The following is a 19,215-nucleotide window of genomic DNA, read 5'->3' on the forward strand; positions in this document are numbered from 1 at the left end:
TTCTTTCTAAAGTAAGAAATGGTTAAGTTAGAAAGGGCGCACGGTGGATGCCTTGGCACTAGGAGCCGATGAAGGACGGGACGAACACCGATATGCTTCGGGGAGCTGTAAGCAAGCTTTGATCCGGAGATTTCCGAATGGGGAAACCCACTGCTCGTAATGGAGTAGTATCCATACTTGAATACATAGAGTATGAGAAGGCATACCCGGGGAACTGAAACATCTAAGTACCCGGAGGAAGAGAAAGCAAATGCGATTCCCTGAGTAGCGGCGAGCGAAACGGGAACAGCCCAAACCAAGAGGCTTGCCTCTTGGGGTTGTAGGACACTCTATACGGAGTTACAAAGGAACGATATAAGCGAAGAGGTCTGGAAAGGCCCGCCAAAGAAGGTAACAGCCCTGTAACTGAAATGTTGTTCTCTCCAGAGTGGATCCTGAGTACGGCGGAACACGTGAAATTCCGTCGGAATCCGGGAGGACCATCTCCCAAGGCTAAATACTCCCTAGTGACCGATAGTGAACCAGTACCGTGAGGGAAAGGTGAAAAGCACCCCGGAAGGGGAGTGAAATAGATCCTGAAACCGTGTGCCTACAAGTAGTCAGAGCCCGTTAAAGGGTGATGGCGTGCCTTTTGTAGAATGAACCGGCGAGTTACGATCCCGTGCAAGGTTAAGCAGAAGATGCGGAGCCGCAGCGAAAGCGAGTCTGAATAGGGCGCATGAGTACGTGGTCGTAGACCCGAAACCAGGTGATCTACCCATGTCCAGGGTGAAGTTCAGGTAACACTGAATGGAGGCCCGAACCCACGCACGTTGAAAAGTGCGGGGATGAGGTGTGGGTAGGGGTGAAATGCCAATCGAACCTGGAGATAGCTGGTTCTCTCCGAAATAGCTTTAGGGCTAGCCTCAAGGTAAGAGTCTCGGAGGTAGAGCACTGATTGGACTAGGGGCCCCTACCGGGTTACCGAATTCAGTCAAACTCCGAATGCCGATGACTTATCCTTGGGAGTCAGACTGCGAGTGATAAGATCCGTAGTCGAAAGGGAAACAGCCCAGACCGCCAGCTAAGGTCCCAAAGTATACGTTAAGTGGAAAAGGATGTGGAGTTGCTTAGACAACCAGGATGTTGGCTTAGAAGCAGCCACCATTTAAAGAGTGCGTAATAGCTCACTGGTCGAGTGACTCTGCGCCGAAAATGTACCGGGGCTAAACGTATCACCGAAGCTGCGGACTGTTCTTACGAACAGTGGTAGGAGAGCGTTCTAAGTGCTGTGAAGTCAGACCGGAAGGACTGGTGGAGCGCTTAGAAGTGAGAATGCCGGTATGAGTAGCGAAAGACGGGTGAGAATCCCGTCCACCGAATGCCTAAGGTTTCCTGAGGAAGGCTCGTCCGCTCAGGGTTAGTCGGGACCTAAGCCGAGGCCGAAAGGCGTAGGCGATGGACAACAGGTTGATATTCCTGTACCACCTCCTCACCATTTGAGCAATGGGGGGACGCAGGAGGATAGGGTAAGCGCGGTATTGGATATCCGCGTCCAAGCAGTTAGGCTGGGAAATAGGCAAATCCGTTTCCCGTGAAGGCTGAGCTGTGATGGCGAGCGAAATTTAGTAGCGAAGTTCCTGATTCCACACTGCCAAGAAAAGCCTCTAGCGAGGTGAGAGGTGCCCGTACCGCAAACCGACACAGGTAGGCGAGGAGAGAATCCTAAGGTGATCGAGAGAACTCTCGTTAAGGAACTCGGCAAAATGACCCCGTAACTTCGGGAGAAGGGGTGCTTCTTAGGGTGTTAAAGCCCCGAGAAGCCGCAGTGAATAGGCCCAGGCGACTGTTTAGCAAAAACACAGGTCTCTGCGAAGCCGTAAGGCGAAGTATAGGGGCTGACGCCTGCCCGGTGCTGGAAGGTTAAGAGGAGCGCTTAGCGTAAGCGAAGGTGCGAATTGAAGCCCCAGTAAACGGCGGCCGTAACTATAACGGTCCTAAGGTAGCGAAATTCCTTGTCGGGTAAGTTCCGACCCGCACGAAAGGCGCAACGATCTGGGCACTGTCTCAACGAGAGACTCGGTGAAATTATAGTACCTGTGAAGATGCAGGTTACCCGCGACAGGACGGAAAGACCCCGTGGAGCTTTACTGCAGCCTGATATTGAATGTTGGTACAGCTTGTACAGGATAGGTAGGAGCCTTGGAAACCGGAGCGCTAGCTTCGGTGGAGGCATCGGTGGGATACTACCCTGGCTGTATTGACCTTCTAACCCGCTGCCCTTATCGGGCAGGGAGACAGTGTCAGGTGGGCAGTTTGACTGGGGCGGTCGCCTCCTAAAATGTAACGGAGGCGCCCAAAGGTTCCCTCAGAATGGTTGGAAATCATTCGCAGAGTGTAAAGGCACAAGGGAGCTTGACTGCGAGACCTACAAGTCGAGCAGGGACGAAAGTCGGGCTTAGTGATCCGGTGGTTCCGCATGGAAGGGCCATCGCTCAACGGATAAAAGCTACCCCGGGGATAACAGGCTTATCTCCCCCAAGAGTCCACATCGACGGGGAGGTTTGGCACCTCGATGTCGGCTCATCGCATCCTGGGGCTGTAGTCGGTCCCAAGGGTTGGGCTGTTCGCCCATTAAAGCGGTACGCGAGCTGGGTTCAGAACGTCGTGAGACAGTTCGGTCCCTATCCGTCGCGGGCGCAGGAAATTTGAGAGGAGCTGTCCTTAGTACGAGAGGACCGGGATGGACGCACCGCTGGTGTACCAGTTGTTCTGCCAAGGGCATCGCTGGGTAGCTATGTGCGGACGGGATAAGTGCTGAAAGCATCTAAGCATGAAGCCCCCCTCAAGATGAGATTTCCCATTCCGCAAGGAAGTAAGATCCCTGAAAGATGATCAGGTTGATAGGTCTGAGGTGGAAGCGTGGTGACACGTGGAGCTGACAGATACTAATAGATCGAGGACTTAACCTATATTCTAATGTGAAGTTTGAACATTGTTATCTAGTTTTGAGAGAACATTCTCTCCATCAGGTTTGGTGGCGATAGCGAAGAGGTCACACCCGTTCCCATACCGAACACGGAAGTTAAGCTCTTCAGCGCCGATGGTAGTTGGGGGTCTCCCCCTGTGAGAGTAGGACGCCGCCAAGCTTGTCTAAGGATCAGTTCCATTTGGAACTGGTCTTTTTTGTGTTTTTGAGAGGTTTGACACCATATAAATGTGGAAATAATATTCTTAGTTGAGCGATTATCTTGAAAAATCGACCGAAAAAATTTATAGTAAGATTAAAGTCAAATATAGTCAAAGTCAATGGAGGAGGAGGCGGAGTGGCACAAAATATTTCTGATATCATCGAGCAGTACTTGAAAGAAGTCTTGGATCAGAATGGTCGAGAAATATTAGAAATTAAGCGCAATGAAATTGCAGATAAGTTTCAATGCGTACCTTCACAAATTAACTATGTTATCAATACACGCTTTACGAGCGAGAGAGGCTACATCGTTGAAAGTAAGCGTGGCGGCGGTGGCTATATCCGCATCATTAAAGTCAAAATGAATGATGAAGTCGACTTATTGAACAATATTATTTCCCAAATATATCATCGTTTATCACAGGCTGCCTCTGATCATATCATCATGCGTCTTGTCGAAAATAACATTTTATCTGAAAGAGAAGCAAAGATGATGATCAGTGTCATGGACCGTTCTGTTTTGCACATTGATTTACCAGAACGTGATGAATTGCGGGCTCGGATGATGAAAGCGATGTTAAATGCTTTGAAATTAAAGTAAAGCGGGTGAAAAGATTGATTTGTCAAGAATGCAATGAGAGACCAGCCACTTTTCACTTTACGAAAGTTATAAATGGAGAAAAACAAGAAATGCACATATGTGAACAATGTGCAAAAGAAAACAGTGATTCATATGCTATGAGTGGAAACCAAGGTTTCTCGATTCACAACTTATTATCGGGTTTATTGAATATTGATCCTAGCTTTACCACAAGTGCGAATAAGGGATCATCTATTTTTCAAGAAGCGAGAGAAGTGGATCAATGTCCTAAGTGTGGCTTAACCTTTCAACAATTCAGAAAAACAGGCCGTTTTGGCTGTGCAGAATGCTATCGTTCATTTGATCAGTATTTGAACCCTGTTTTACGGAAAGTCCATAGTGGAAATACAGTCCATAATGGAAAAGTGCCTAAACGGATTGCCGGCAGTCTTCATGTACGCCGGAAACTTGAATTGATGCAGCAAGAGCTGAAGCAGTTAATTGAACAAGAAGAGTTCGAAAAAGCAGCGGAAGTTCGAGATCAAATTCGTGCATTAGAGCATGAGCAATCTCAGCAGAGGGAGGGAGATTAACAACATGTCGCTCCAGCATTTTATTCAAGACGCTTTAAGTCAATGGATGAAACAAAAAGGACCAGAAAGTGACATTGTTCTAAGCAGTCGAATCAGGCTAGCACGAAACCTAGAGCATGTTCGTTTCCCAACTCAGTTTTCTCAGGAAGAGGCTGAAGCTGTTCTCCAGCAATTCGAGCAAAAGTTTGCTAGCCAGGAAGTGAAGGACATTGGAAACTTTGTTCTAATTCGAATGAATGAAACGCAGCCTTTAGCAAAGAGAGTACTTGTTGAAAAGCATTTGATCAGCCCAAACTTAGCAGAATCAAGATTTGGCGGTTGTTTGCTTTCTGAAAATGAGGAAATCAGTGTGATGCTGAATGAAGAAGACCATATTCGAATCCAATGCTTATTCCCAGGCTTCCAACTAGCCAATGCATTAAAAGCGGCTAACCAGATAGATGACTGGATTGAAGAGCAAGTGGATTATGCGTTTTCTGAAAAGCGAGGATACTTAACAAGCTGTCCAACGAATGTAGGTACAGGTATTAGGGCTTCGGTCATGATGCATTTACCAGCTTTAGCCCTCACAAGACAAATGAATCGGATTATTCCGGCGATTAATCAATTAGGTCTTGTAGTCAGAGGAATTTATGGTGAAGGCAGCGAAGCAATAGGGAACATCTTTCAAATTTCAAATCAAATGACACTTGGTCAATCAGAAGAGGATATTGTAGATGATTTAAATAGTGTGACCGCTCAGCTCATTGAACAAGAGCGATCTGCACGAAAAGCGTTATATCAAACATCTAAAATTGAACTTGAGGACAGAGTGTACCGTTCCTTGGGGATTTTGTCCAATTGTCGGATGATTGAATCAAAGGAAACAGCTAAGTGTTTGTCAGATGTGCGCCTTGGAATTGATTTAGGTATCATTAAGGGGCTTTCAAGTAATATACTGAATGAACTCATGATTTTGACACAGCCTGGCTTTCTTCAACAATATTCTGGAGGAGCTTTGGAGCCAAATGAACGAGATATAAAACGAGCAGCGATTATTAGAGAAAGGCTGCGTTTAGAAATGCAGAGGAATGGACAGGAGGATGAAACGATATGATGTTTGGAAGATTCACTGAAAGAGCTCAAAAGGTATTAGCACTTGCACAAGAAGAAGCCATTCGCCTAGGCCATAAGAATATTGGTACTGAACACATTTTACTTGGTCTTGTACGCGAGGGTGAGGGTATTGCCGCAAAAGCGTTAGAAGCACTGGGCCTTGTTTCAGATAAAATCCAAAAAGAAGTCGAAAGCTTGATTGGAAGAGGGCAAGAGGTGTCTCAAGCTATTCCTCATTATACGCCTAGAGCGAAGAAGGTCACTGAGCTTTCAATGGATGAAGCAAGAAAGCTAGGTCATTCCTATGTAGGGACAGAACATATTCTATTAGGTCTTATTCGCGAGGGAGAGGGTGTAGCTGCCCGCGTTTTAAATAACCTCGGAGTGAGCTTAAATAAAGCACGTCAGCAAGTCCTGCAGCTGCTTGGCAGCAATGAAACAGGTGCATCTGCCGCTGGCTCTAACAGCAATGCAAATACACCAACATTAGATAGCTTGGCAAGAGATTTAACAGCGATTGCGAAAGAAGACAGCTTGGACCCTGTCATTGGACGAAGCAAAGAAATTCAGCGTGTCATTGAGGTCCTAAGCAGAAGAACAAAAAACAACCCTGTGCTGATTGGTGAGCCCGGTGTTGGTAAAACAGCCATCGCTGAAGGTCTTGCACAGCAAATTATTCATAATGAAGTGCCTGAAATCCTGCGGGATAAACGAGTGATGACGCTTGATATGGGAACCGTTGTAGCAGGAACGAAATATCGTGGTGAATTTGAGGATCGTTTGAAAAAAGTCATGGACGAAATTCGTCAGGCAGGAAATATCATTCTCTTCATTGATGAGCTTCATACACTGATTGGTGCTGGCGGAGCAGAAGGTGCGATTGACGCATCTAATATTCTCAAACCATCCTTAGCACGTGGAGAGCTTCAATGTATCGGGGCAACAACGTTAGATGAGTACCGTAAATATATTGAAAAGGATGCTGCGCTTGAACGACGTTTCCAGCCAATTCAAGTAGATCAGCCATCCGTTGATGAAAGTATTCAAATCTTAAGAGGTCTTAGAGATCGTTATGAGGCACATCACCGTGTGTCCATCACAGATGAAGCGATTGAGGCGGCGGTGAAGCTGTCTGACCGTTATATTTCTGATCGTTTCCTTCCAGATAAGGCGATTGATTTAATTGATGAGGCAGGTTCGAAAGTCCGCTTACGTTCTTTCACAACACCGCCTAACCTAAAAGAACTAGAGCAAAAATTGGATGAAGTACGCAAGGAAAAGGATGCGGCTGTTCAAAGTCAGGAATTTGAAAAAGCAGCTTCTCTTCGCGATACAGAGCAGCGTTTACGTGAAAAAGTAGAAGTCACAAAGAAATCTTGGAAAGAAAAGCAAGGTCAGGAGAATTCAGAGGTATCAGTGGATGATATCGCAATGGTTGTCTCTAGCTGGACGGGAGTGCCTGTTTCAAAAATTGCCCAAACAGAAACAGATAAGCTTCTGAATATGGAACAATTACTCCATTCTCGTGTAATCGGGCAGGATGAAGCGGTTGTCGCTGTAGCAAAAGCTGTGAGACGTGCGCGTGCTGGTCTAAAAGATCCAAAACGTCCAATTGGCTCCTTTATCTTCTTAGGCCCAACAGGGGTTGGTAAAACGGAGCTTGCAAGAGCACTTGCAGAGTCTATTTTTGGTGATGAAGAAGCGATGATCCGTATCGATATGTCTGAATACATGGAGAAACATTCTACATCTAGACTTGTTGGGTCACCTCCAGGCTATGTTGGCTATGAAGAAGGCGGACAACTGACTGAAAAAGTGAGAAGAAAACCTTATTCTGTTGTGCTTTTAGACGAGATTGAAAAGGCGCATCCAGATGTATTCAACATCTTACTGCAAGTATTAGAAGATGGTCGTCTGACGGATTCTAAAGGGCGTACCGTTGACTTTAGAAATACGATTTTGATCATGACATCCAACGTTGGAGCTAGTGAACTGAAGCGAAATAAATATGTTGGCTTTAACGTGCAGGATGAAGGTCAAAATTACAAAGATATGAAGGGCAAAGTGATGGGCGAGTTGAAACGTGCGTTTAGACCAGAATTCATCAACCGTATTGATGAAATCATTGTCTTCCATTCACTTGAAAAGAAACATTTAAAAGAGATCGTGTCTCTCATGTCTGATCAATTGACGAAACGATTAAAAGAACAAGACCTTTCAATTGAATTGACAGAAGCAGCAAAAGCGAAGATTGCCGACGAAGGTGTAGACCTTGAGTACGGTGCGCGTCCGTTAAGAAGAGCGATTCAAAAGCATGTGGAGGATCGACTTTCTGAGGAGCTTCTAAAGGGTAATATTGAAAAAGGTCAACAAATCGTATTAGATGTGGAAGATGGAGAAATTGTCGTAAAAACGACGGCTGCTACTAACTAATATAGTAAGAAAAAAGTGTGAGGCATACCAGTAAGGTGTATGCCTCCCTTTACTTATTTTCTGACCAGTATAAGGAGTTGTATTCTTCAATCTATGGCTAAGACAAAATCAAAATTTATATGCCAATCGTGCGGTTATGAATCAGCCAAATGGATGGGGAAATGTCCAGGCTGCGGCACGTGGAACAGTATGACAGAAGAGGTCGTTCGTAAAGAGCCGGTAAACCGTCGAAGCGCTTTTAATCATTCTGTCCAAACCATTCAAAAACCTTCACCTATTTCTGCAATTGAAACATCAGATGAACCCCGAATCAAAACGAATTTAGAAGAATTTAACCGAGTATTAGGAAGTGGAATTGTCAAAGGCTCTCTTGTTCTCATTGGCGGAGATCCTGGAATTGGGAAGTCCACATTATTATTACAAGTATCAGCACAGCTCTCAGACAAAAATCAGAATGTATTATACATATCCGGTGAGGAGTCCATTAAACAAACGAAGTTAAGAGCGGACCGCCTCGGCATAAAAAGCACCTCTTTACATGTTTTGGCTGAAACCGATATGGAGTATATAACGTCTGCTATACAAGAGATGAAACCCGCTTTTGTCGTGGTGGATTCGATTCAAACTGTTTATCAAAGCGATATTACGTCAGCTCCTGGGTCTGTATCTCAAGTGAGAGAATGTACAGCGCAGCTGATGAAGATTGCCAAGACAAATGGGATTCCAATTTTTATTGTTGGTCACGTGACCAAAGAAGGCTCGATCGCAGGTCCACGTCTTTTAGAGCATATGGTGGACACGGTTCTTTATTTTGAAGGTGAGCGTCATCATACGTTTCGTATCTTACGTGCAGTGAAAAACCGATTTGGTTCAACGAATGAACTAGGGATTTTTGAAATGAGAGAGGAAGGGCTCACGGAAGTATTAAACCCATCCGAAATTTTCTTAGAAGAACGTTCGGCAGGTGTATCTGGTTCGTGTGTTGTTGCCTCAATGGAAGGAACAAGACCTGTTCTTGTCGAGATACAAGCGCTAATTTCACCAACAAGCTTCGGAAATCCGCGTAGAATGGCCACTGGTCTTGATCATAATCGAGTGTCACTGCTCATGGCGGTTTTAGAAAAACGTGTTGGACTGCTGCTGCAAAACCAGGATGCGTATTTAAAGGTCGCAGGCGGTGTGAAGCTTGACGAACCAGCAATTGACTTGGCCATTGCGGTCAGTATTGCCTCCAGCTTTAAAGACGCAGCGCCGCATCAAGCGGATTGCTTTATAGGAGAGGTCGGTCTGACGGGAGAAGTCAGAAGAGTATCAAGAATTGAACAGCGTGTGCAGGAAGCTGCGAAACTAGGATTTAAGCGAATGTTTATTCCTCAGGCGAATATAGATGGATGGAAAAAGCCGAGAGGGATTGAGTTAGTCGGTGTAGAAAATGTAGCGGAGGCACTTCGAATTTCACTAGGGGGATCATAGAAATGGAAAAAGAGAAAAAAGGAGCGAGAGAACTCGATCTCTTAGATATCGTACAGTTTGTGGCACCAGGGACACCTCTTCGGGCTGGGATCGAAAACGTCCTGAGGGCCAATACTGGCGGGCTTATTGTTGTTGGTTATAACGACAAGGTAAAAAGTGTTGTCGATGGAGGATTTCATATTAATTCTGCCTTCTCCCCAGCACACTTATATGAATTGGCGAAGATGGATGGAGCCATTATTTTAAGCGATTCTGGTCAAAAGATCTTGTATGCGAATACACAGCTCATGCCAGATGCAACCATTCATTCATCGGAAACGGGCATGAGGCACCGAACTGCTGAACGTGTAGCGAAGCAGACAGGCTGTTTAATCATTGCGATTTCTGAACGGAGGAACGTCATTACCTTATACCAAGGGAATCGTCGTTATACGCTGAAAGATATTGGCTTTATTTTAACGAAGGCCAATCAAGCCATACAAACACTTGAGAAATATAAAACCATTTTAGATCATGCCATTTCTGCGTTAAGCGCCCTGGAATTTGAAGAGCTTGTGACCTTTGGTGATGTATTATCCGTCCTGCATCGTTACGAAATGGTGCTTAGAATCAAAAATGAAATCAATATGTATATCAAAGAGCTTGGAACAGAAGGACATTTGATTCGTCTGCAAGTCAATGAACTGATTACAGATATGGAGCAGGAAGCGGCTTTATTTATTAAAGATTACGTGAAAGAAAAGATTAAAGATCCATATGTTCTGCTTAAACAGCTCCAAGATATGTCTAGCTTTGAGCTTTTAGATGATTCCATTCTGTACAAGTTACTTGGCTATCCAGCTTCTACAAATATTGACGAATATGTGTACACAAGAGGTTACAGACTGCTTCACAAAATCCCTAGACTGCCTATGCCAATCGTCGAAAACGTGGTTGAAGCGTTCGGTGTGTTAGATCGAATTATGGAAGCGGATGTACAAGATTTGGATGAAGTAGAAGGAATTGGAGAAGTAAGAGCGAAAAAGATAAAAAAAGGATTAAAAAGGCTGCAAGAAAAACATTATATCGACCGACAGCTTTAAGAAGAGAAATTTTCTCTCAACACGGTTAAAAATGGATGAATATGGGTATATTAATGATGCTTTTGTTTTCTATTGATCATGATAGGAAACTTAAACATATATCAATGTCAGGTGAGGGTGGATTGACAGATGAAAAATAAAGGAGGTGAAGGTATGTTAAAAAGAATCGTTCAGGCGTTTTTTATCATTTTTGGTGCAGTTGTAGGGATTTTTATCATTCCAGAGTTATTTCTGCTGTTAAATGTAAAGGACATACCTTTCATAACAAATGCTTACTCTTCAGCACTAATAGGAGCCGCTGTGTTCTTTATCATCGGCAAATGGTGCACAGGTTATGTGGTGAATTGGGTGAAATGGATCGAGGATTCTCTCTTAAAGGCGCCTCTTCCTGATCTTATTTCTGGAAGTTTCGGATTAGTATTTGGACTTATTCTAGCATATCTTATTGTAAACGTGATCCCGCTAAACAATATCCCATATCATATTTTTGGTACCATTATTCCGATTTTCCTGGCTTTCTTTTTAGGATACCTTGGATTTCAGGTAGGCTTTAAGAAGAAGGATGAAATGATGGGGCTGTTCTCCCGATCTGCAAAGGTCACCAAGAAAAAAGGAGCAGCTGATGATGAACCTGAAATAGAAGATAAAAAGCTGAAAATTTTAGACACAAGTGTTATCATTGATGGAAGAATCGCAGATATTTGTCAAACTGGATTCTTAGAAGGCATCATGGTCATTCCTCAATTTGTGCTCGAGGAATTACAGCATATTGCAGACTCTTCTGATGTATTAAAGAGAAATAGAGGCCGAAGAGGTCTTGATATTTTAAATCGTATCCAAAAAGAATTAGATATCAAAGTTGAAATTTACGAAGGTGACTTTGAAGACATTCAAGAGGTTGATAGCAAGCTTGTGAAGCTCGCTAAATTAACTTCAGGTGTTGTTGTGACAAATGATTTTAATTTAAATAAAGTATGCGAACTTCAAAAAGTAGCAGTGTTAAACATCAATGATCTAGCCAATGCGGTGAAACCGGTTGTGCTGCCTGGGGAAGAAATGAAGGTACAGGTCATTAAAGATGGGAAAGAGCATAACCAAGGTGTTGCTTACTTAGATGACGGTACGATGATTGTGGTCGAAGAAGGACGCAATTACATTGGAAAAGACATCGATGTGCTCGTCACAAGTGTGCTGCAGACTGCTGCTGGAAGAATGATTTTTGCGAAGCCAAAACTTCTGGAGAAGGCGCTCTAAAGGGAGAACGAACATGTATTATGAAGTAGTTATTCCGGCTGCGGGGCAGGGGAAACGAATGAAGGCCGGCCGCAATAAGCTTTTTATTGAGCTGAAAAGAATGCCGGTCATTATTCATACACTAAAGGTGTTTGACGCTCATGCTCAATGCAAACGCATGATCCTAGCGATCAATGAAGAGGAGCGTCAAGACTTTGAAAGGCTACTCAAGGTACACGCTTTTCAAACGCCTGTTTCACTTGTTACCGGCGGCGAAGAACGTCAGCAAAGTGTATACGAAGGATTAAAGGCTGTGAAAGATGCAGACATCGTGCTTGTTCATGATGGGGCAAGGCCTTTTATTAAGCATACACAGATTGACTTGCTCGTTAAAGCAGCGATTGAAAAAGGCTCCGCAGTTGTAGCGGTACCAGTGAAAGACACAATCAAACGCGTTCAAGAAGGCAAAGTGGAACAAACCATTGAACGTCAGAGCTTGTGGGCAGTCCAGACCCCACAAGCTTTTCGTCATTCTATTTTAAAAGAGGCGCATGAATATGCAGAGCGGACCGGTTTCCTTGGAACAGACGACGCCAGTCTTGTGGAACAATTACATGGTGAAAACGTGTATATTATCCAAGGAGATTACACCAATATTAAGCTGACGACACCGGATGATTTATTGGTTGCCAAGGCAATTATGGATGCGGAAAGAGGGTACTAGATCATGTTGAGAATAGGACAAGGCTTTGATGTACATCAATTAACTGAGGGAAGACCTTTGATTATCGGCGGGGTTACCATCCCTTATGAAAAGGGGCTGCTTGGGCATTCAGACGCTGATGTACTGCTTCACACAGTGGCAGATGCTTGCCTAGGTGCGATTGCTGAAGGAGATATCGGCAGACATTTCCCAGACACAGATCCTGAGTTTAAGGATGCGGATTCTTTTAAATTACTGCAGCATGTGTGGGCACTAGTAAAGGAAAAAGGCTACACACTTGTGAATATTGATTGCACCATTATGGCGCAAAAGCCCAAAATGGCACCTTACATTCAACCAATGTGTGAGAAGATTGCAGAAGCGCTTGAGGCAGAGGTCACACAGGTGAATGTGAAAGCAACAACGACGGAGAAACTCGGATTTACAGGAAGAGGCGAAGGAATTGCCTCTCAAGCAACGGTGCTTCTTCAGAAAAAGTAAAACTCATTTTGATGAGAATGTGATTTGATGATAAAATACGTTTATAAAAAATTGGTGTCAGACAACATGATGCAGATGAAAGGAAGTTAAACTCATGGGAAATGAAGTGCGTGTTCGTTATGCACCGAGTCCAACTGGTCATTTACATATTGGGAATGCTAGAACGGCTCTTTTCAACTATTTGTTCGCACGCAGTCAAGGCGGCAAATTTATTATTCGAATCGAAGATACGGATCAAAAGCGTAATGTAGAGGGCGGAGAAGAAAGCCAGCTGCGCCACCTGCAATGGCTCGGTATTGATTGGGATGAGAGCATTGATAAAGATGGCGGCTACGGTCCTTACAGACAATCAGAGCGAAATGATATTTATAAAAAGTATTATGATGAGCTGCTAGAGAAGGACTTAGCGTATAAGTGCTATTGTACGGCTGAAGAGCTAGAGGAAGAGCGTGAAGCACAAATCGCCCGCAGTGAAATGCCTCGATATTCTGGTAAATGCAGTCATTTATCAAAAGAAGAAGAGGACAAGCTAATTGCTGAAGGAAGAGAGCCAAGCATCCGCTTCCGAGTGCCAAAAGGAGAAATCATCAAATTTGACGACATGGTCAAAGGCGATATTTCATTTGAGACAGACGGCATCGGTGACTTTGTCATTGTGAAGAAAGATGGTACGCCGACTTATAACTTCGCTGTAGCAGTAGATGATCATTTGATGAAAATGACTCACATTCTCCGCGGAGAGGATCACATTTCGAATACGCCTAAACAAATCATGATCTTCAACGCATTCGGCTGGGATGTTCCGCTATTCGGACATATGACGCTGATTGTGAACGAGAACCGCAAGAAATTAAGCAAGCGTGATGAATCTATTATTCAATTCATCGAGCAATATAAAAACTTAGGCTATTTACCAGAAGCCCTGTTCAACTTCATTGCACTACTTGGATGGTCTCCAGTGGGCGAAGAAGAACTGTTTACAAAAGAGCAATTCATCGACATTTTCGATGTAAAACGACTTTCTAAGTCACCAGCTCTATTCGATATGCATAAACTAAAATGGGTAAATAACCAATACGTGAAAGCACTTGATCTTGATCAGGTTGTTGCGTTAACACTTCCACATCTTCAAAAGGCGGGCAAAGTAAGTGAGCAGCTGTCAGATGAAGAAAACACGTGGGTGCGCAAGCTGATTGCTCTGTATCACGAACAATTGAGCTATGGAGCAGAAATTGTTGAGTTAACAGAGTTGTTCTTTAAGGAGCAAATTGAGTATAATCAAGAGGCGAAGGAAGTTCTAGCAGAGGAGCAAGTACCAGAAGTCATGGCATCTTTTGCTGGTCAGCTTGAACGACTTGAATCTTTCACACCTGATGAAATCAAGGCTGCTATTAAAGCGGTACAAAAAGAAACAGGGCATAAAGGCAAGAAACTCTTCATGCCAATTCGTGTGGCTGTCACAGGACAAACGCATGGCCCAGAACTTCCGCAAAGTATTGAACTACTAGGAAAAGAAACGGTATTAAACCGCATTAAACAAATATAAGGAAATCGTTGCGAGGGAGAAGTACAATGTTTTCGTCCATCACAGAAAGAGTCTTCACCGGCTGAAAGAGACTTATGGGCAGACGTTGGAAATGCACCCTCAAGACCCTTGAGGAACACGAGTACGTTTGTATGCAAGGGCGGTACCCTCCGTTATGGGATTAAGTTGAGAAGGCTGCGAAATGAGGGCTTTCTAAACAGAGTGGAACCGCGTTTTCAAAACGTCTCTGTCATATGGCAGAGGCGTTTTTTATTTGTCCAAAAAAGAGAGCAAGTCCGAAGAGAGATTGATGGGGAAGAACGGGGGGAAGCATGTGTTTTTCAAAATGCTGAAAGAAGACATTGATACTGTGTTTGATCAAGATCCTGCTGCTAGAAGCTATATTGAAGTAGTGCTAACCTATTCAGGGCTTCATGCGATTTGGGCTCATCGTATCGCGCATGCATTTTATAAGCGGAAGCTGTACTTTCTTGCTCGAATCATTTCTCAGGTCAGCCGGTTTTTCACAGGGGTGGAAATTCACCCTGCGGCAACCATTGGCAGGCGCTTCTTCATTGACCACGGTATGGGAGTGGTGATTGGGGAAACATGTGAAATTGGAGACAACGTCACTGTTTTCCAAGGCGTGACATTAGGGGGAACAGGGAAAGAAAAGGGAAAGCGGCACCCGACCATTTTAGACGATGCGCTCATTGCGACAGGTGCAAAAGTGCTCGGTTCCATTACTGTCGGAAAAGGAGCCAAGATTGGAGCGGGGTCGGTCGTGTTAAAGGACGTACCAGACCATTCCACCGTTGTCGGTATACCTGGGCGAGTCGTCGTTCAAAATGGTAAGAAAATTAATCGTGATCTCAATCATCAAGATTTGCCAGATCCAATTTCCGATCGTTTCAAAGAATTGGAACGAGAAATGGAAAAGCTAAAAGGTGAGCTGGCTTCATTGAGCAGAAAGGAAGAACAATCATGACAATCAATATTTATAATACATTGACACGTAAGAAAGAAGAATTCGTCCCGCTTGAACCAGGAAAGGTCAAGATGTATGTGTGCGGACCAACCGTTTATAACTACATTCATATCGGGAATGCAAGACCTGCTATTGTTTATGACACTGTACGTAAGTATTTAGAATACAGTGGCTATGATGTGAACTTTGTCTCAAACTTTACAGATGTGGATGATAAACTCATCAAAGCAGCCAATGAACTCGGAGAAGATGTTCCGACGATTGCTGACCGTTTTATCCAAGCCTACTTTGAAGACGTCAGTGCACTAGGCTGCAAAAAAGCCGACCTTCACCCGCGAGTGACGGAAAATATGGATGATATCATTGCATTTATTGCGACATTGATTGAAAAGGGCTACGCCTATGAAGCAGATGGTGACGTGTATTACAGCACACGCTCATTTGACGGCTACGGAAAGCTTTCTCACCAGTCGATTGATGAACTAAAGACAGGTGCCCGTATTCGTGTAGGTGAGAAGAAACGAGATGCGCTGGACTTTGCTTTATGGAAGGCCGCAAAGGACCAAGAAATCTCATGGGATAGCCCGTGGGGCGAAGGACGCCCAGGCTGGCATATCGAATGCTCAGCCATGGTTAAAAAATATTTAGGTGATACGATCGATATTCATGCAGGCGGACAGGATTTAACCTTCCCTCACCATGAAAATGAAATCGCTCAATCTGAGGCTTTGACAGGCAAACCTTTTGCAAAGTATTGGATGCATAACGGATATATTAATATTGAGAATGAAAAAATGTCAAAATCACTAGGCAACTTTGTGCTCGTGCATGACATTGTGAAAGAACAAGATCCTGACGTACTTCGATTCTTTATGTTGTCGGTTCACTACCGTCATCCAATTAACTACTCAATGGACTTACTAGAGAGTACAAAGAGTGCGTTTAACCGGCTCAAAACGTCGTATGCTAATTTACATCATCGCCTTGAAAGCAGCACGAATATCACAGAAGATAATGCTGAATGGCTGGCGAAGGTTGAAGAGCAGCGAGCGACGTTTATTTCTGAAATGAATGATGACTTCAATACGGCAAATGCGATCTCTGTTTTATTCGAACTTGCGAAACAGGCGAATTATTATATGGAAAATGATCATACTTCGGAGGAAGTGATCAAGGCATTTATCGGCTTGTTCCAAGAAATCACCTCTGTCCTTGGCTTCTCATTAGAAGAAAAGCATACGCTTGACGAAGAAGTAGAAGCGTTAATTGAAAAACGCAATGAGGCTAGAAGAAATCGTGATTTTGCGCTATCTGATCAAATTCGTGACCAGTTAAAGAGCATGAATATTGTATTGGAGGATACTCCTCAAGGTACTCGCTGGAAAAGAGGAGAATAGGTCATGTTGAATTTTGAAAAGCTGAAAGACGGTAAACAATTGAACGGACTTGCGCTTGCTTATATGGGTGATGCCATTTTTGAAGTCTACGTGAGGCATCACCTCCTCCAAACGGGGGCGACAAAACCAAATGAGCTGCACAAACGAGCAAGCAAAATTGTTTCAGCTAAATCTCAGGCAGCTATTTTATTTACGCTTCAGCAGCAAGGCTTTTTCACTGAAGCAGAAGAAGCGGTGTTGAAAAGAGGAAGAAATGCAAAATCAGGCACAGTGCCTAAAAACACAGACGTTCAAACGTATCGTTATAGTACGGCGTTTGAAGCGCTCATGGGTTATTTATTTATTGAAAAGCAGGACGAACGCTTAGAAGAGCTGATTAGTCAGGCGATTGAAATCGGAACGTCAGGGAGGAAGACAAATGAGTCAGCAACATGATTATGTGATTGGGAAAAATGCAGTGATTGAAACACTGAAGTCAGATCGGGAGTTATACAAGCTCTGGATGGCAGAAAACACTGTAAAAGGACAAGCACAGCAGGTCATTGAACTCGCAAAAAAACAAAATATCACCATTCAGTATGTTCCGAGGAAAAAGCTTGATCAAATGGTTACAGGTCAGCACCAGGGAATCGTTGCACAAGTAGCAGCATATGAATATGCAGAATTAGACGATTTATATCAAATCGCTGAACAGCGGAATGAACAGCCGTTCTTTCTGATCTTAGATGAAATTGAAGACCCACATAATTTAGGTTCCATTATGCGTACAGCAGATGCTGTAGGTGCACACGGGATTGTCATTCCGAAAAGGAGAGCGGTCGGCTTAACGACAACTGTTGCCAAAGCATCCACTGGAGCAATTGAACATATTCCTGTTGCCAAAGTCACCAATCTTTCAAGAGCTCTTGATGAGATGAAAGAAAGAGGAATCTGGGTCGCGGGAACAGATGCGTCTGCCAAACAGGATTACAGACAATTTGATGGCACGATGCCGCTTGCTCTCGTGATTGGCAGTGAAGGGAAAGGGATTGGCCGATTGATCAAAGAAAAGTGTGATTTTCTGATTAAGCTGCCTATGGCCGGAAAGGTCACTTCGTTAAACGCGTCAGTTGCTGCTAGTCTATTGATGTATGAAGTGTATCGAAAACGTTATCCGTTAGGAGAATAGAGATGGACATCCTCTTAGTCGATGGATACAACATGATAGGTGCATGGCCGCGGCTGCAGCACTTAAAGGAAAACAGCTTTGAAGAAGCCAGAGACATACTGATTCAAAATTTAGCAGAATATCAAGCATACACAGGGTATCGAGTCATTGTCGTATTCGATGCCCATATGGTCAAAGGAATCGAAAAAAAGCGGATCAATCACCGGGTAGAGGTCATCTTTACGAGAGAGAATGAAACAGCTGATGAGCGGATTGAAAAGCTTGCCCAGGATTTGAATAATATTCGGACGCAGATTCATGTGGCGACCTCAGACTTTACAGAACAATGGGCAATCTTTGGACAAGGAGCTCTTCGGAAGTCGGCTCGAGAGCTTTTAAGAGAGATTGAAGTGATCGAACGAAAGATTGAAACGAGAGTCAAAAAGATTACTTCTGATAAACCAGCATCCAAGATTGAATTGTCAGAAGATGTATTGAAAACGTTTGAAAAATGGCGGCGTGGGAATCTAGAATAGCTTGACGATATTTCAACCATTAATGTATAATATTTCTATCTAGGTGCGGTCGGGGGGATCGAAGTGAATCTAAACAACAGCAAGGATAAATCCATCAGAGAGCAATTTTGCCAGTTGGAAGATGAACAAGTCATTGAAAGGGTTCATGTCGGAGATAGTGATGCGCTAGATTACTTAATAACGAAATACCGCAATTTTGTACGTGCAAAAGCAAGATCTTATTTCTTGATTGGAGCGGATCGAGAGGATATTGTCCAAGAAGGGATGATCGGACTTTATAAGTCTATCCGCGATTTCAGAGAGGACAAGCTTACTTCATTTAAGGCTTTTGCAGAATTATGTATTACCCGCCAAATTATCACCGCAATTAAAACAGCTACTCGCCAAAAACATATCCCGTTAAATTCCTATGTATCATTAGATAAGCCAATATATGATGAAGAATCAGACAGAACATTGTTGGACGTCATTTCCGGTGCTAAAGCGCTTAACCCAGAAGATTTAATCATTAGCAAAGAAGAATTTGATGATATCGAAATGAAGATGGGTGAACTACTAAGCGAGCTGGAAAGAAAGGTTCTTGTGCTTTACCTTGATGGCAGATCCTATCAAGAGATTTCTGAAGATTTAAACCGTCATGTGAAATCAATTGATAACGCACTCCAAAGAGTAAAGAGAAAATTAGAGAAATATTTAGAGCTTCGCGAGATTAGTCTCTAATCAAACCTATATTGACAGCTTTTTCGACACTGTGATAAGG

Annotated in this window: 16 protein-coding genes, 2 rRNA genes and 1 other annotated feature; all 18 genes read left to right on the plus strand. The window is 43.7% G+C overall.

The features are described 5' to 3' along the window. Nucleotides 1-20 precede the first annotated feature (20 nt). The 18 genes from MHI16_RS00560 (at nucleotide 21) to sigH (ending at nucleotide 19,175) form a co-directional block, all read left to right on the plus strand. Nucleotides 21-2,951 (plus strand): 23S ribosomal RNA (locus MHI16_RS00560). Nucleotides 2,952-3,012: 61 nt separating this feature from the next. After that, a 5S ribosomal RNA gene (rrf, locus tag MHI16_RS00565) occupies nucleotides 3,013-3,128 on the plus strand. Between the two features lie 177 nt (nucleotides 3,129-3,305). Beyond that, nucleotides 3,306-3,770, plus strand: a complete 465-nt coding sequence (locus tag MHI16_RS00570) for a CtsR family transcriptional regulator (protein ID WP_003217184.1) — start codon at nucleotides 3,306-3,308, stop codon at nucleotides 3,768-3,770. Nucleotides 3,771-3,784: 14 nt separating this feature from the next. Beyond that, complete coding sequence (locus tag MHI16_RS00575) at nucleotides 3,785-4,342, plus strand: UvrB/UvrC motif-containing protein (protein WP_034665655.1); 558 nt, start codon at nucleotides 3,785-3,787, stop codon at nucleotides 4,340-4,342. A gap of 4 nt (nucleotides 4,343-4,346) precedes the next feature. Then, nucleotides 4,347-5,438 (plus strand): protein arginine kinase, encoded by a 1,092-nt coding sequence (locus MHI16_RS00580; RefSeq protein WP_058015794.1) that lies wholly within the window; start codon nucleotides 4,347-4,349, stop codon nucleotides 5,436-5,438. Next, nucleotides 5,435-7,870: an ATP-dependent protease ATP-binding subunit ClpC gene (gene clpC / locus MHI16_RS00585; protein WP_003216969.1), complete on the plus strand. Its 2,436-nt coding sequence runs from the start codon at nucleotides 5,435-5,437 to the stop codon at nucleotides 7,868-7,870. Before MHI16_RS00580 ends, clpC begins: the two co-directional genes overlap by 4 nt. Before the next feature lie 93 nt (nucleotides 7,871-7,963). Beyond that, nucleotides 7,964-9,343, plus strand: coding sequence for a DNA repair protein RadA (gene radA, locus MHI16_RS00590; protein WP_058015795.1), 1,380 nt, complete (start codon nucleotides 7,964-7,966; stop codon nucleotides 9,341-9,343). Between the two features lie 2 nt (nucleotides 9,344-9,345). Beyond that, complete coding sequence (gene disA, locus MHI16_RS00595) at nucleotides 9,346-10,425, plus strand: DNA integrity scanning diadenylate cyclase DisA (protein WP_012008686.1); 1,080 nt, start codon at nucleotides 9,346-9,348, stop codon at nucleotides 10,423-10,425. 153 nt (nucleotides 10,426-10,578) lie between these two features. Beyond that, on the plus strand, nucleotides 10,579-11,679 hold the full coding sequence (locus MHI16_RS00600; RefSeq protein WP_058015822.1) for a PIN/TRAM domain-containing protein: 1,101 nt from the start codon (nucleotides 10,579-10,581) through the stop codon (nucleotides 11,677-11,679). Nucleotides 11,680-11,692: 13 nt separating this feature from the next. Continuing rightward, entirely contained in the window at nucleotides 11,693-12,382 is a 690-nt protein-coding gene (gene ispD, locus MHI16_RS00605) for a 2-C-methyl-D-erythritol 4-phosphate cytidylyltransferase (RefSeq protein ID WP_058015796.1), read from the plus strand. 3 nt (nucleotides 12,383-12,385) lie between these two features. Then, nucleotides 12,386-12,862 carry a 2-C-methyl-D-erythritol 2,4-cyclodiphosphate synthase gene (gene ispF / locus MHI16_RS00610; RefSeq protein WP_058015797.1) on the plus strand — a complete coding sequence of 159 codons (477 nt, stop codon included), beginning with the start codon at nucleotides 12,386-12,388 and terminating at the stop codon, nucleotides 12,860-12,862. A gap of 94 nt (nucleotides 12,863-12,956) precedes the next feature. Next, the gene (gene gltX, locus MHI16_RS00615; protein WP_058015798.1) at nucleotides 12,957-14,408 is read left to right on the plus strand and encodes a glutamate--tRNA ligase; all 1,452 of its coding nucleotides are present in this window, start codon (nucleotides 12,957-12,959) and stop codon (nucleotides 14,406-14,408) included. After that, nucleotides 14,408-14,639 (plus strand) — a binding site (T-box leader). (Overlaps the previous gene by 1 nt.) A gap of 82 nt (nucleotides 14,640-14,721) precedes the next feature. Then, nucleotides 14,722-15,375, plus strand: coding sequence for a serine O-acetyltransferase (gene cysE / locus MHI16_RS00620; protein WP_012008691.1), 654 nt, complete (start codon nucleotides 14,722-14,724; stop codon nucleotides 15,373-15,375). Beyond that, nucleotides 15,372-16,772: a cysteine--tRNA ligase gene (cysS, locus tag MHI16_RS00625; protein WP_058015799.1), complete on the plus strand. Its 1,401-nt coding sequence runs from the start codon at nucleotides 15,372-15,374 to the stop codon at nucleotides 16,770-16,772. Before cysE ends, cysS begins: the two co-directional genes overlap by 4 nt. Nucleotides 16,773-16,775: 3 nt before the next feature. After that, nucleotides 16,776-17,207, plus strand: coding sequence for a Mini-ribonuclease 3 (locus MHI16_RS00630; protein ID WP_003217007.1), 432 nt, complete (start codon nucleotides 16,776-16,778; stop codon nucleotides 17,205-17,207). After that, complete coding sequence (gene rlmB, locus MHI16_RS00635) at nucleotides 17,191-17,940, plus strand: 23S rRNA (guanosine(2251)-2'-O)-methyltransferase RlmB (protein WP_003217141.1); 750 nt, start codon at nucleotides 17,191-17,193, stop codon at nucleotides 17,938-17,940. The genes MHI16_RS00630 and rlmB overlap by 17 nt, the downstream gene beginning before the upstream one ends. A 2-nt stretch (nucleotides 17,941-17,942) precedes the next feature. Then, entirely contained in the window at nucleotides 17,943-18,455 is a 513-nt protein-coding gene (rae1, locus tag MHI16_RS00640) for a ribosome-dependent mRNA decay endonuclease Rae1/YacP (RefSeq protein ID WP_003216949.1), read from the plus strand. 63 nt (nucleotides 18,456-18,518) lie between these two features. Beyond that, complete coding sequence (sigH, locus tag MHI16_RS00645) at nucleotides 18,519-19,175, plus strand: RNA polymerase sporulation sigma factor SigH (protein ID WP_003217132.1); 657 nt, start codon at nucleotides 18,519-18,521, stop codon at nucleotides 19,173-19,175. The last annotated feature ends 40 nt before the right edge of the window (nucleotides 19,176-19,215 follow it).

Source organism: Bacillus sp. FSL K6-0923 (assembly GCF_038630825.1).
GTDB lineage: Bacteria > Bacillota > Bacilli > Bacillales > Bacillaceae > Bacillus > Bacillus pumilus.

Bases quoted from the DNA above. Each gene is read 5' to 3' on its own strand.
- disA (WP_012008686.1), top strand. From the start codon at position 9,346: ATGGAAAAAGAGAAAAAAGGAGCGAGAGAACTCGATCTCTTAGATATC.
- rae1 (WP_003216949.1), top strand. From the start codon at position 17,943: ATGGACATCCTCTTAGTCGATGGATACAACATGATAGGTGCATGGCCG.
- radA (WP_058015795.1), top strand. From the start codon at position 7,964: ATGGCTAAGACAAAATCAAAATTTATATGCCAATCGTGCGGTTATGAA.
- ispD (WP_058015796.1), top strand. From the start codon at position 11,693: ATGTATTATGAAGTAGTTATTCCGGCTGCGGGGCAGGGGAAACGAATG.
- MHI16_RS00600 (WP_058015822.1), top strand. From the start codon at position 10,579: ATGTTAAAAAGAATCGTTCAGGCGTTTTTTATCATTTTTGGTGCAGTT.
- gltX (WP_058015798.1), top strand. From the start codon at position 12,957: ATGGGAAATGAAGTGCGTGTTCGTTATGCACCGAGTCCAACTGGTCAT.
- MHI16_RS00630 (WP_003217007.1), top strand. From the start codon at position 16,776: ATGTTGAATTTTGAAAAGCTGAAAGACGGTAAACAATTGAACGGACTT.
- MHI16_RS00580 (WP_058015794.1), top strand. From the start codon at position 4,347: ATGTCGCTCCAGCATTTTATTCAAGACGCTTTAAGTCAATGGATGAAA.
- cysS (WP_058015799.1), top strand. From the start codon at position 15,372: ATGACAATCAATATTTATAATACATTGACACGTAAGAAAGAAGAATTC.
- clpC (WP_003216969.1), top strand. From the start codon at position 5,435: ATGATGTTTGGAAGATTCACTGAAAGAGCTCAAAAGGTATTAGCACTT.
- rlmB (WP_003217141.1), top strand. From the start codon at position 17,191: ATGAGTCAGCAACATGATTATGTGATTGGGAAAAATGCAGTGATTGAA.
- ispF (WP_058015797.1), top strand. From the start codon at position 12,386: ATGTTGAGAATAGGACAAGGCTTTGATGTACATCAATTAACTGAGGGA.